This window comes from Pseudomonas sp. PDM32, assembly GCF_019219225.1.
In the GTDB taxonomy this organism is placed as follows: domain Bacteria; phylum Pseudomonadota; class Gammaproteobacteria; order Pseudomonadales; family Pseudomonadaceae; genus Aquipseudomonas; species Aquipseudomonas laurylsulfatiphila.
Map to the genome: position 1 here is coordinate 38019 of NZ_JAHUWE010000008.1, position 12839 is coordinate 50857.

Annotated in this window: 14 protein-coding genes; 4 read left to right on the forward strand and 10 right to left on the reverse strand. The window is 61.7% G+C overall.

The window, feature by feature from the left end:
* Positions 1-6: 6 nt before the first annotated feature.
* The 6 genes from KW846_RS16295 to KW846_RS16320 all read right to left on the reverse strand — a co-directional run bounded on the left by KW846_RS16295 (position 7) and on the right by KW846_RS16320 (position 5610).
* A complete protein-coding gene (locus KW846_RS16295; protein WP_218483451.1) occupies positions 7-1122 on the reverse strand; it encodes an FAD-binding oxidoreductase in 1116 nt (371 codons plus the stop codon).
* A complete protein-coding gene (locus KW846_RS16300; RefSeq protein ID WP_218483454.1) occupies positions 1119-2474 on the reverse strand; it encodes an NAD(P)/FAD-dependent oxidoreductase in 1356 nt (451 codons plus the stop codon). The genes KW846_RS16295 and KW846_RS16300 overlap by 4 nt, the downstream gene beginning before the upstream one ends.
* 145 nt (positions 2475-2619) lie before the next feature.
* On the reverse strand, positions 2620-2910 hold the full coding sequence (locus KW846_RS16305; protein WP_095966538.1) for a (2Fe-2S)-binding protein: 291 nt from the start codon (positions 2908-2910) through the stop codon (positions 2620-2622).
* A gap of 7 nt (positions 2911-2917) precedes the next feature.
* Complete coding sequence (locus KW846_RS16310) at positions 2918-3712, reverse strand: ABC transporter permease (protein ID WP_095966537.1); 795 nt, start codon at positions 3710-3712, stop codon at positions 2918-2920.
* A 6-nt stretch (positions 3713-3718) separates the two neighbouring features.
* Complete coding sequence (locus tag KW846_RS16315; protein ID WP_007992817.1) at positions 3719-4588, reverse strand: ABC transporter permease; 870 nt, start codon at positions 4586-4588, stop codon at positions 3719-3721.
* On the reverse strand, positions 4585-5610 hold the full coding sequence (locus KW846_RS16320; RefSeq protein ID WP_116581318.1) for an ABC transporter ATP-binding protein: 1026 nt from the start codon (positions 5608-5610) through the stop codon (positions 4585-4587). Before KW846_RS16320 ends, KW846_RS16315 begins: the two co-directional genes overlap by 4 nt.
* A gap of 247 nt (positions 5611-5857) precedes the next feature.
* Between KW846_RS16320 and KW846_RS16325 the strand changes: the two genes are divergently transcribed.
* Entirely contained in the window at positions 5858-6694 is an 837-nt protein-coding gene (locus tag KW846_RS16325; protein WP_218483456.1) for an IclR family transcriptional regulator, read from the forward strand.
* 141 nt (positions 6695-6835) lie between these two features.
* On the opposite strand, the gene KW846_RS16330 is transcribed toward KW846_RS16325, so the two are convergent.
* Positions 6836-7588, reverse strand: a complete 753-nt coding sequence (locus KW846_RS16330; RefSeq protein ID WP_218483459.1) for an anti-sigma factor — start codon at positions 7586-7588, stop codon at positions 6836-6838.
* The gene (locus tag KW846_RS16335) at positions 7585-8091 is read right to left on the reverse strand and encodes a sigma-70 family RNA polymerase sigma factor (protein ID WP_218483461.1); all 507 of its coding nucleotides are present in this window, start codon (positions 8089-8091) and stop codon (positions 7585-7587) included. Before KW846_RS16335 ends, KW846_RS16330 begins: the two co-directional genes overlap by 4 nt.
* Before the next feature lie 163 nt (positions 8092-8254).
* Between KW846_RS16335 and KW846_RS16340 the strand changes: the two genes are divergently transcribed.
* Together KW846_RS16340 and KW846_RS16345 are read left to right on the forward strand one after the other, a co-directional pair.
* Complete coding sequence (locus KW846_RS16340) at positions 8255-9340, forward strand: catalase family peroxidase (RefSeq protein ID WP_218483463.1); 1086 nt, start codon at positions 8255-8257, stop codon at positions 9338-9340.
* On the forward strand, positions 9337-9882 hold the full coding sequence (locus KW846_RS16345) for a cytochrome b (RefSeq protein ID WP_218483465.1): 546 nt from the start codon (positions 9337-9339) through the stop codon (positions 9880-9882). The genes KW846_RS16340 and KW846_RS16345 overlap by 4 nt, the downstream gene beginning before the upstream one ends.
* Before the next feature lie 184 nt (positions 9883-10066).
* Here KW846_RS16345 and KW846_RS16350 read toward each other — a convergent pair whose 3' ends face one another.
* Positions 10067-11218, reverse strand: a complete 1152-nt coding sequence (locus KW846_RS16350; protein WP_104447815.1) for a M14-type cytosolic carboxypeptidase — start codon at positions 11216-11218, stop codon at positions 10067-10069.
* A 486-nt stretch (positions 11219-11704) separates the two neighbouring features.
* Positions 11705-12046, reverse strand: coding sequence for a DUF6124 family protein (locus KW846_RS16355; protein WP_218483467.1), 342 nt, complete (start codon positions 12044-12046; stop codon positions 11705-11707).
* Positions 12047-12175: 129 nt separating this feature from the next.
* On the opposite strand from KW846_RS16355, the gene KW846_RS16360 reads away from it, so the two are divergent.
* Positions 12176-12823, forward strand: a complete 648-nt coding sequence (locus KW846_RS16360) for a LexA family transcriptional regulator (protein ID WP_218483469.1) — start codon at positions 12176-12178, stop codon at positions 12821-12823.
* The last annotated feature ends 16 nt before the right edge of the window (positions 12824-12839 follow it).

Below are 12839 nucleotides of genomic sequence, written 5' to 3' on the forward strand. Positions count from 1 at the left end.
CCTCTATCAAGCTACGGAGATGGAGTGAAACCGGGTGATGGAAAACGCATCCAGCGACGTCTTTGACGCGCCGCTACAGATGATCTCGGTGAGCGCCTGGCCCACCGCCGGGCCGATCTGGAAACCGGCGCCGGCAAAACCGAACGCATGCAACAGACCGGGCTGGGTACGGCTGTGGCCGATCACCGGCTGGCGATCAGGCAGGTAACCCTCGGTGCCGCTCCAGGTACGAATCGCCTGGGCACCTTCAAGAAACGGATAGAGCTCGACGGCCTGGCGCAGGATTTCCAGCACGGCGCCTTGACCGGGGCGGGCGCGGGCGTCGTCCAGGGCAAAACCCTGGCCGCCACCCAACACGCAATTGCCGCGGGCGACCTGTCGCGCGTAAATGCCGCCACCCTCGACGCCGGTGCTGGCATCCATCACCAACGGCAGGGGTTCGGTGACCAACATTGCCGGGTGTCCGGAATGCATCGGCACCGGTTCGCCGAATTGCGCGGCGATGCTGCCTGCCCAAGCCCCGGCGCAGTTCAGCAGCCAGGGTGCGTGCAACTGCATGCCGTTTTGCGTGCGTACGCAAAAGCGCTGGCCGTCGTGTTCCACGGCGGTGACCGTGCATTGCTCATGTACCTGCACACCGTGTCGCCGCGCCGCCCGGGCGAACGCAGGGGATACCAGACGCGGATTGGCGTGACCGTCATCCGGGCAATACGAGGCGCCCACCGCGACGTCTCCCACCCATGGAAAACGGCGCCGCAGCTCGGTGCGGTCCAGCACCTGCAAGTCGAGGCCGAAGCCCTGGCTGCTGGCAGCGTAGTCTTGCAGGGCACGCAAATCGTCTGTACTGCGGGCGAGTTTCAGGTGGCCGCTGCGTTGATATTCGCCGTCGATGCCAATCAATTGCGGCAGCTGCGCCCAGATGGCGTGGGCTCGTTGCGACAGTGGCAATTGCGACAACGGTCGGCCCTGGCGGCGGACGCCACCGTAGTTGACGCCGCTGGAATGCGAACCGCAGAAGTCCCGCTCCAGCAGCACCACGCGACGCCCGGCCTTGCCGAGAAACAGCGCCGCCGAAGCACCGACAATGCCGCCGCCGATGATCACTGCGTCGACTTCGATCATGCGTCGATCTCCAGGCCAAAGGGCAGCGGCTTGATGGGGGCCTGGGCGCGCAGCCGGCCAATGTCGGACACCGCGCGCTGGCTTTCGCAGGCGATGATCTCCGCTGCCGCCGCGCCGCACATCCGACCCTGACAGCGACCCATGCCGACCCGGCAATGGGCCTTGACCCGATTTATTTCCCAGTGACCCTCGCGCACCACTTCACGAATATCGCCGGCGCGGACTTCTTCGCAGCGGCAGACCATCACGTCATCGGCGATGCCGGCGGCCCAGTTCTCGGGAAAGGCGAAGGCGCGTTCCAGGCCCTGACGAAAATCGCCGATGCGTTCCAGCACCTGTTCAAGCTGTGCGGCGCGCTGCGTCGGGATCAGGTAGCCGATGTCTTCGAGCAACGCCAATGCGGCGCGTTCGCCGGCCATTTCCGCGGCGTCGGCGCCCATGACCCCGGCGCCGTCACCGGCCAGGTACACCTCGGCGACGCTGCTGCGCCCGGCGCGATCGCGTTGTGGGAGCCAGGCGCGATTGAGCGGGTTCCAGGCAAATTCGCAGCCGAGCAGGTCGGCGAGCTGGGTTTCGCTGCGCAGGCCGTGGGCGAAGGCGACGGCATCGCAGTTCAGTCGATGTTCGCCTTTTGCGTCGGACCAGATCAGCGCCTGCACCCGTTGATCTCCGTCGACATGCTTCAAGGTTGCACCCTGATGCACCGGGATGCCGTGGGCGGTCAGCCAGCCACGGTAGTAGATGCCTTTGACCAGCGTGGCCGGTTGCGACAGCAGGCCTGGCAGGGCGCGAGCCTGGGCGCTGAAGGGTGAGCTGTCGAGTACCGCGACCACCTTGGCGCCAGCCTTGGCGTATTGATACGCGACCAGATACAGCAGCGGGCCACTGCCGGCGAACACCACGCGCTCGCCGATGGCGCAACCCTGAAACTTCAAGGCGATCTGCGCCGCGCCGAGGCTGTAGACCCCGGGTAGCGTCCAGCCCGGCACCGGCAAAATCCGGTCGGTGGCGCCGGTGGCGACGATCACCCGGGAAAATTCCAGTCGTGCGGCACGTCCGTCCTGCAAGGTGTCGAGGGCGCCGTCCTCGGCATTCCACACCAGGGTTTCAGGGCGGTAATCGAGCTGTTCGCGCAACTCGTCGATGGTCTGGTGCAACGCACTGGCCTTGGGCGCTTCGAAGCCATACAGCTTGACTGGCGAACGCTTGAAGTTGATCGGCTGACGCCGATAAATCTGTCCGCCACCGCGTGCAGCTTCGTCCAGCAGCACTGGGCGAACGCCGTGGGCGACCAGGGCTTGCGCCGCGCGAATTCCGGCAGGTCCGGCGCCGATGATGACGATGGGTTTCATGCGCACCTCGGCTGCTGTGCTTTTGTGGGAGCGGGCTTGCTCGCGAAGACGGCGACACAGGCAGCTGAGATGTTGGCTGGCAGGCCGCTTTCGCGAGCCAGCGCGCTCCCACAGGGGATTCGGTTTCTGTAGTGGGAATGGGTGTTCATATCGATCGCCCCGGTTCGCGGTTGATGTGTTGCCCGGCTTCCAGCAACGTCGAGCACGCACGTACCCGGCGACCATCGCCCAGGCGCACCCAGCAGTCCTGGCAGGCGCCCATCAGGCAGAAGCCGGCGCGGGGTTCGGCGCTGAAGTCGCTGCCGCGCAGGTGATCGCTGCAGGTCAGCACCGCAGTCAGCACGGTATCGCCGAGCAAGCCGCTGGCCGGTTGGCCGTCGAGAGTAAAGTCCAGGACCGGGCGGTCGCCTTCGGCCAGTCGTTTCAGCAGCGCCATGGCGTCCTCATTGCTTGCCCACCAGAACCCGATCCAGGCCATAGACCCGGTCGAGCAGAATCATGGTCAGCGCGGTCAGCGCGATGACCAGTGCCGACACCGCCGCCATCATCGGGTCGATGGATTCGGTGGCGTAGACGTACATGCGTACCGGCAGGGTTTGCGTGGCCGGCGAGGTGACGAAGATCGACAGGGTGACTTCGTCGAAACTGTTGATGAATGCCAGCAGCCAGCCCCCGGCGACCCCCGGCAGGATCATCGGCAAAGTGATCTGCCGGAACAGCGTGAAACGCCCGGCACCCAAGGATTGCGCGGCGTGTTCGGCGCTGCGATCCAGGCCGATGGCCGAGGCCAGCACCAAGCGCAGCACATACGGAGTGATCACCAGCACGTGAGCGAATATCAGCCAGGCGAAGCTGCCGTTGACCCCTATCAGTGCAAACAAACGCAGCAGCGCCACACCCAGTACCAGGTGCGGAATGATGATTGGCGACAGAAACAGCCCATTGAAAAAGTCCCGGCCAGGGAATTCGAAGCGGGTGATCGCCAGCGCCGCCGGCACGGCAATCAGTGTCGCCAGACTGGCCGCGCTGAACGCCAGAATCAGGCTGTTATAGAAGGCATCGACAAAGTCGGCGCGCTCGAACACGGCCCGGAACCAGCGCAGGGAAAACTCGGTGGTCGGCAGGCTCAGGGTGTTCTCCGGAGTGAAGGCCACCAGGCACACCACCACCAGCGGTGCGAGCATGAACAGCACCACCAGGGTGTGAAACAGCAGGGCGAAAGAACCGTTCCTGGACATGACGAATTATCCCAATGACTTCTTGTAGCGGCCTTCGATCATGCGGTTCCACGACAGCATGATCAGCAGGTTGATGAGCAGCAGAGCCACGGCAATGGCCGCGCCCATGGGCCAGTTGAGTTCCGACAGGTACTGGTCGTAGATCAGCGTGGCGACCATCTTCAGGCGACGTCCGCCGAGCAGGCCGGGAATGGCGAAGGAGCTGGCGGCGAGGCCGAACACGATCAGGGTGCCGGACAGGATGCCGGGCATGATCTGCGGCAATACCACCTGGCGAATCACCGTGAAGTGACCGGCGCCCAGCGACAGCGCGGCTTGTTCGGCGGCCGGGTCGAGTTTCTGCAGCGAGGTCCACACCGGAATGATCATGAACGGCAGCATCACGTGAACCAACGCAATCACCACCGCGAACGGCGTGTAGAGCAGCTTCATCGGCGAGCCGCCGAAGGCTTGCAGGGTCTGGTTGACCAGGCCGTCGGCGCCGAGCAGCAGGCTCCAGCCGAAGGCGCGTACTACGACCGAGATCAGCAGCGGAGTGAGGATCAGGATCAAAAAAATCGAGCGCCACGGCGCACCCATGCGGCTGAGGATGTACGCCTCGGGAACCCCGATCAGCACGCAGAGCAATGTGGTGAGGGCGCTGATCCACAGGGTGCGCAGAAAGATCTCGTAGAAGTACGGATCGCCCAGCAGGCTGCCGTAGTGTTCGACGGTGTAGGCGTCGCCCTTGATCCCCGAGCCGTAGTCGAAGACGTTGAACGACAGCAGTAGCGTCAGCATCAACGGGATCACCAGCAGGCTGACATACAACGCCAGGGCAGGTGCCGATAGCAGGTAACCCTGGCGCCCCAGGCGAATGGCGGCGAGTGCACTCATGCCGTCACTTCGTCGACACTCAGCACCCGCAACAGCGCCGCGTCCCAGTCAAGGCCGACCGCCGTGCCTTCGCTCAATGGTGCCGAGCCATCGTTGCGGCGCACCACGCAGAGTTCGCCCAGGGTTGTCGACACACCGTACAGCCACTGGCTGCCGAGGAAGAAACGGCTGCTGACCTTGCCTTGCAGGCGACCAACGCCAGCCTCGCGCAGATCGATTTTCTCTGGACGCAGGCTCAGGGTCAGGTCGCCATCGCCACGTCCGCACACCTGAACCACACCGGCCGTATCGCGTTCACCGGGCAGCAGGTTGGCCTTGCCGACGAACCCGGAAATGAACTCGGTACGCGGGTGTTCGTAGAGGGTGTAGGGCGCGTCGATCTGGGTGATGCGTCCGGCCTGCATCACCACCACGCGGTCGCTGATCGACAGGGCTTCGGACTGGTCGTGGGTGACCATCAGCGTGGTGATGCCGACTTCGCGCTGGATGCGGCGGATCTCGAACTGCATCTCTTCGCGCAGATTGGCGTCGAGGTTGGACAGCGGTTCATCGAGCAGCAGCACCGGTGGCTGGATCACCAAAGCCCGAGCCAGAGCTACACGCTGACGCTGGCCGCCGGACAGCTCCCGTGGGTAGCGCTCTGCGTGCTGGTGCAGGCGAACCAGTTTCAGAACCCGCTCAACCCGCTGCCGGATCTCGGCATTCGGCACCTTGCGCATGCGCAGGCCGAAGGCGACGTTGTCCTTGACGGTCATGTGCGGGAACAGCGCGTAACTCTGGAACACCACGCCCAGGCCACGGCTGGCGGGCTTGGCATGGGTGATGTCACGACCGTCCAGGACGATACGCCCGCTGGTGACTTCAACGAACCCGGCGATCATTTGCAGGGTGGTGGTTTTACCGCATCCGGAAGGGCCGAGCAGGGAAACGAATTCGCCTTTCTCCACCGAGAGGTCGGTGGCGACCACGGCGTCGATTTCACCGTAGCGTTTGCCGAGTTTTTCAAGTTGCAAAAAAGCCATGACTGCGCCTCCACCTGAGATTGTTATGCGTCGCCCGAAGGCGCGCTTTTTTGTATGGGCAGATACGAAAAAAATGTTTCCGGGGGGCGTTGGCGCTCGACTTGAGTCGGCTGCCGCTGTTGTTCGAATCGCCCCTGTCTGGACGCAGATTAGGACGAAGACTAGGATGGGCTCAATGGCCTATTTCACTGAAGCGATGACTATTTTTAGTTTCATTCGGTGAGTAAATTAATCGTCGAGAAAAATCATGTCTGATTCCACTGAGCGGAATGGAAATAAAAATGATGTCGGTGTCGGCGCTGTCTCACGACTGTTTGCGGTGCTGCGTGCGTTGGGCGATACCGTCGAGGGCGGTGAGCGCGTGACGCAACTGGCGCAACACATCGGTTTGTCGCAGCCGACGACCCATCGTTTATTGCGCAGTCTGATGGACGAGGGCATGGTCGAGCAGGACGCGCGCAGCAAGCGCTATCGCCTGAGCCTGGACTTTTTCGCTTTGGCCGCCCGCGCGGGCAACAGCGGCAACCTGCGCGAATTGGTGCGTCCGGCACTGCTGCGGCTATCGGCATCGCTGGGGGATTCGTTGTTTCTGCTGGCGCGCAGCGGCTTTGATGCAATCTGCCTGGATCGCAGTGAAGGGCCGTTTCCGATTCGTACCTTCACCGGCGATATCGGCGGACGCGTGGCTCTGGGCGTTGGGCAGGGCAGCTTGGCGATCCTGGCGTTTCTGCCGCCGGAAGAGCGCGACACGGTGATCCACTACAACTTGCCGCGGCTGAAGGACTTCCATCTGTATGACGAGGTGTTCCTGCGCTCGGAAGTCGAGAGCGTGCGCAAGCTCGGTTACGCCGGGCGCAACACCGGTGTGCTGCAGGGTATGGCCGGGGTGGCGGTGCCGATTCTCGATCGTGAGGGTCGGGCGGTGGCGGCGTTGAGCGTGGCGACCGTGAGTGACCGCCTGGGCCCGGATCGTTTGCCGACGGTGGTGGAGATGCTCAAGCGCGAAGCGGCATTGATCGGGCCGCGGATCAATCCGTTCGATCCATTGCTGCGCCGGCCTTCTCAAGTATTTGGACAGGGGTGAGTCACCACCGATCCCCTGTGGGAGCGGGCTTGCTCGCGAAGGCGGTGTATCAGATAAATGAATGTCGACTGACACTCCGCTTTCGCGAGCAAGCCCGCTCCCACAATAGAACAGTGTTCCATTCATGTTCTGTGGGTGTGACTAAAACTGCACGGTCTGCTTCAGCATCTGCGCCGCCGGCGTATCCGCCGGGCTGACCATCGCATAGTTGTAACCGCCCCCCGACCAATACTCGGCCCGCAAGTCGCCATCACTGCGACTGCCTCTTGGCAACATGAAGTTTTTCGGTCCCGGGGGGCGCACGTAGAAGCTGATTTTCTGCCCGCCCTGATTCTCGTAGACCACCATCGCCGCCGGCCCTTGTTCGGTGCTGAGCAAGCGCCCGCTGGCCGGTTTGAAGCCTGCCCCCGACAGGTCAGGCAAGCGATTGGCCTGGGTGAAATAACGGTCGAGCCAGCTCTGCATGTCGCCGTCGTCGCTGGCCCTGTAGTCGGCTGGCAGGATCCCTTGCTGGGCAATCAGACGATACGCCTGCAGCGCATCGGTCATCGGCAGCTGTGCGCCAGTGAAGGTCATCTCACGGGCCTGCCAGCCACTGAAACCGCCGATGCTGACCGCGATCAGCAACACGGCCGCGCTGGCCAGATGTCGCCGCGATTGGCGTTTCAGGCGTTGGCGAATCATGGCCGGATCGAGTTCCGGATTGGCCGGTTGTTGCAACACGCCACTCAGGGCCGCGCGCAGTTGCTGGGCATCTTGTTGCCAGGCCCGCACTTGATCGGCAACCGTCGGATTGCTTGTGAGAAAAGTCTCCACCAGGCGTCGGTCGTCCTCGCTGAGTTGGTGGTCGACGTAGGCGTGCAAGTCACGCTCGCTTGGGGGCATGCTGATCATTTGAGTCTCCGCAGGGAGGGGCGGTTGATTTCGCCATCGCTGAGTTGGCGCAGGGCCTGGCGAGCCCGGGACAGGCGGGACATCACGGTGCCGGTGGGGACGTCGAGAATCTCGGCGACCTCCTTGTAACTCAAGCCTTCTACCGAGACCCAGAGCAGCAGCGCACGTTGTTCGGTGGGCAGTTGATCGAAGGCATTGAGGGTCGATTGGGCAATGACGGTGCGCTCCACCGAGGGCTGGGCATCGTCACGGCCGGTGAAAAAATCGAGCATGCGCGCGTAGCGCCGGGAGCGGCGGTGCGCATCGAGAAACTGTCGATACAGAATCGAGAACAGCCAGGCGCGCAAGTCGCCCTCGGCGCGTTTGCCAGCCCAACTCGACAGCGCCCGTTCCAGGCTCGTTTGCACCAGGTCGTCAGCGCTGCTCGGGTTGCGCGTCAGCGACACGGCGAACCGTCGCAATCGGGGAATGATTTCTCTGAGTTGTTCGTCGATATCGTTCATGAAGTCCTGACTAGTCACTACGCTGGACAGTGGACCAGGAAGACGCTCGCTATTGGAGGTTATTCCACGTCAGAAAAAATAAATACCGTACGTGGGAATAAAACTGTGTGCGGTTCGTCTGCTTGATTCTTCTCACTTGTGGCCGATGGCCCTGGAGTCTTTCATGGTAGATCGATCATCACCGCCCACCCGGCCACCCTTGAGTGCGGCGAGCCTGACGTTGCGTCTGGCTGGCATTGCCGTGGTCGTTGCCGCACTGGCCGGGGCGTTTGCCTACGTCAACGGCACCTTCGACCCACAGCGCCTGACCCCGAAGAAACTGATCAACGTGCTGGAAACCAACAACGGTGTGCATCCGGGTTTCCGCCGCAACCATTCCAAAGGTGTGTGCGTGATCGGGCATTTCGAGAGCAGTGGCGAGGCGCGCAGCTATTCCACCGCTCAGGTGTTCAATGAGGCGCAGACGTCGGTGGTCGGGCGTTTCGCCTTGCCGGCCGGTAACCCCTACGCGCCGGACAGTGCCGTGCCGATCCGCAGCATGGCCTTGCGTTTCACTCAGGCCAACGGCCAGCAGTGGCGCACCGGAATGAACAGCATGCCGGTGTTCCCGGTGGGCACGCCCGAGGCGTTCTATCAATTGCAAAAAGCCCAGTCGCCAGACCCGGCCACCGGCAAGCCGGACCCCAAGGCCGTGCCCGCATTCTTTGCTTCGCACCCGGAAGCGGCACCTTTCCTGGCCTGGATCAAAACCGCCAAGCCGTCGGCCAGTTACGTGACCGAAAACTACAACAGCGTCAATGCGTTCTACCTGGTCAACGCGGCGGGTCAACGCCAGGCTGTGCGCTGGAACATGGTGCCTCTGGCCCAGGACGCACCCGGGGCCACGGCGCCGGAGGGCAGTGATTTCCTGGAGAAAGACCTGGTCCAGCGAATCGCCGCAGGCCCCTTGCGCTGGCAACTGAACATCACCCTGGCCAACCCCGGCGATCCGGTGAACGACGCCAGCAAAGCCTGGCCCGAAGGACGCAAGGTGCTGAACGCTGGCACGCTGGTGCTTGAAAAGACTCAGCCGCAACTCAACGGCGAATGCCGTGACATCAATTACGATCCGCTGGTGTTGCCTGCCGGGATCGAAGGTTCCGACGACCCGTTGCTCGCCGCGCGTTCAGCCGGGTACGCCAATTCCTACCTGCGTCGCACCAGCGAAGTCAGTCAGTTGCCCGCCGCCAAGCAGGAGGTCCAGCAATGAGCACTCAACCGAACCACTTCGCCCCGCTGGCGCGCCTGCTGCACTGGCTGATGGCGCTGTTGATCATCGCCATGCTGTTTATCGGCGCCGGCATGGTCGCCTCGGTGTCCGAACGGCATGAATGGCTGATCCATTTGCACAAACCCTTGGGCATCGCGATTTTGCTGTTGGTGATTGTGCGTCTGGTGGTGCGTTTCTCCACCACACAGCCTCCGCTGCCGGCTGACCTGCCGGGTTGGCAAGCGCTGGCGGCCAAGGCTTCGCATGTCTTGTTGTATGCACTGATGCTGGTCTTGCCGCTGCTGGGCTGGGCGATGATTTCGGCATCGGGCGAGCCGGTCATGCTCAGCAGTTCGTTGCAGCTACCGTCGATTGTGTCGGCGAATGCACAGCTGTTTGCGTTTTTGCGCAAGGCGCATGGGTATCTGGCGTATCTGCTGTTTCTGACCGTGTTGCTGCATCTGGCGGCTGCGCTGTTTCACGGTTGGGTGCGGCGTGATGAGGTGCTGGACAGCATGTTGCGGGGTAAGGATCGCGGTTAAGAGGATGCAGGCTAACCATTGTGGCGAGGGGGCTTGCCCCCGTCCGGCTGCGCAGCAGACGTAAACCGATCCGGCGCGGTATACCTGATTTACCGCGTCATCTGATTTTAGGGCTGCTGCGCACCCCAACGGGGGCAAGCCCCCTCGCCACAAGTGCACCGGCTGCAGCGCTTTGTGAGGGTGATCAGCGCAGGGTATCGACCATATCCGCAAGGGTGGTGAGTACATCCTTGCCCAACTGCTTCGACCGCTTGCCCGACCAGCCCGTCAACGGATTCGGATGATCATCATGATCCTTGAACGGCATTTCCAGGGTCAGTGACAGGCAGTCGTACTTCTGGCCGACGCTGTTGCAGGCCAGCGTCATGTTGGCCTGGCCCGGTTCGTCGCGGGTGTAGCCGTACTTGGTCTGGAAGTCTTTGGTGGTGTGCTTCAGGTGGCTGCGGAAGTGCTCCTCGAGCTTTTCGATCCGCGGCGTGTAACCGGGATTGCCTTCGCAGCCGGCGGTGAACACGTGAGGGATCTCCTCATCGCCGTGAACGTCGAGGAACATATCGACACCGTACTTTTCCATCTGCTGCTGAACGAACAGAACCTCCGGGCTGATTTCCTGGCTGGCGCTCTGCCAGGCACGATTGAGGTCCTGGCCCATGGCGTTGGTGCGCAGGTGACCGTGGAAAGCGCCGTCCGGGTTCATGTTCGGCACCAGGTACAGGTCGGCGCTGGCCAGCAGTTTGTTCAGCACAGGGTCATCGTGTTTTTCCAGGCGTTCGATCACGCCTTCCATGAACCACTCGGCCATGTGTTCGCCCGGATGTTGCTGGGCAATCATCCACACCTTGCGTCGACCTTCGGCCCCGGTGCCTTTGCGCAACAGCTGGATGTCACGGCCTTCGACGCTCTTGCCGGTGGCCAGCAGTTCGGTTCCGGCCTTGCTCAGCGCCTGCTCGATCAGCCAGTCGTGGCGGCCGCGGCTGTAGGGTTCGAAGTAGGCGAACCAGGCGTGGGTCTGCTCGGCTTCGAGGCTGAAACGCAGACAGTCGCCTTCGAAAATGGTGGGTACGCGGAACCAGTTGACGTGATCGTAGGACGCCACCGCCTGATAGCCGGTCCAGGCCTTGTTATAGGAGGACTGGCTGGCATTGTTCAGGCGAAACCAGTGGTCCTGGCCGACATGCAGGCCGCTGGCCTTGAAGTGGAACCACTGGAAATGGGCACTGCGGGTGTCCGGACGAATGGCCAGAAGCGGTTTGAGCGGATCGCTGATGTCGATGACTTGGATGTTGCCGCTGTCGAAGTTGGCACTGATGTCGAAAGAGGATTTGGCCACGGTCATAATCGGGTCCTGAATATGATTTTTATCGCGGCTACTTTACACGCAAGAGAGGGGTGAAACCGAGGGAAATTGCGGGGTGCAGAGGTGGGGGCGTCCTCCTTGACGCTGACGCAGCTTAGAGACTGTGCGATTGCTTCTCAAGTGCTATCTGTCGCTGGATTGAACCCATGATGCCGGGCTTCTCTTGCCAACTGGAATTCTTTTGATATCATCCGCGCCATCGAATTTGCGGCACCCAAAGACTTCATTAGCCTGAAGCCAAAGCCAGAAAAAAACTGGCAAAAAAAGACCCGGCAAAAAGCCGGGTCAAAAACCGTGATTAGCCTGATGAGGAGATAGTCCAGGAGACCGACCTAAGGTCACCTGGTCCATCGACTGATCTCGCGATCAGTCGATGCAATAATAATCATTCTCGTTTGCAAGTCAAACGTTTTTACCTGCGCGACAGGAAAATTCTTTCCTGTCCTCTTGATCTGCCTTCTCACCTCAAGCGTTTTCATACTTTTCCAGCGACCGATCGACCATCGCCTTGGCCATGTCGATCATGTGCACCGTCGAAAACGCCAGGTCGCGGTTTACGCCTTGCAGGTGGCTGGCTGATTCGTACGCGGTGGCGGCAGCGCAGCGCAACAGGTCCAAGGCATGGACCAGCGCTTCTTCGCCGCTGATGTTGCGGTTCACATCAAAAAAACGCGACTCGGCCACTTCCTCCGAAACAGCAGGTTTCAAGTAATAGTCCAGCGCGCGTTGTGCCGCCGCCGAGTCCAGGGATGAGGTGAGGGTAGTGTCGATTTGCATGCCTGGCAGGTCATTGGCGGGTGAGTTCATGGCGATGGCAAGCTCCGTGTTAGATTCAGATCCGTGAGTCGATCCTAATACGAACTGTATTTGTGACGAGAATTTAAATACTACAATTTGTGTTTTGATGGTCGGAGGCGCCCACGTATCGTGCCGCACATGGATAAATGGATTGAATTGGTCAAGGCCAAGATGAGTGAACTCAAAATCACTCAAGAGATACTCGCCGAGCGCCTCGGGATGTCCCAGGGCGGCATTGGCCACTGGCTCAACAAACGTCGTGAACCAGGCATCGAAGACATGAACCGGGTGCTGAAGGCGCTGGGCCTGGAGTTTCTCGAAGTGGCGCTGGTGATCCGGGAACCTCAGGCGTCAGCGGACGACGAAATCCCCCTGGCCCACAAGTACAACCCGTACTTTCGCTACCCGGTCAGTGACTGGCGCGAGCCTGCCGAAGTGCGCGACGGCGAGGTTCCGGTGTACGGCAAGGAGCGCTATGAACTGTCCGATTACCACGCCCGGGGGCCGGCATTCTGGTTGAGAGTGGCGGGCGACGCGATGACCGCGCCCAATGGCATCAGCATCCCGGAAGGCATGCTGATTCTGGTGGACCCGGCCGTGGAAGCCGTGCCTGGCAAACTGGTCATTGCCCAGTGGCCGGACAGCACCGAGGCCACGTTCCGCAAGCTGATCGAAGAGGGCGGTCAGCGTTATCTGGTCCCGCTCAATCCGACGTATCCGAAAGCCTTGTACGCCGACGAATGTCGAATCATCGGCGTGGTGGTTCAGGCAACAGCCAGGTTCTGATCAGATCGGTCCTGGC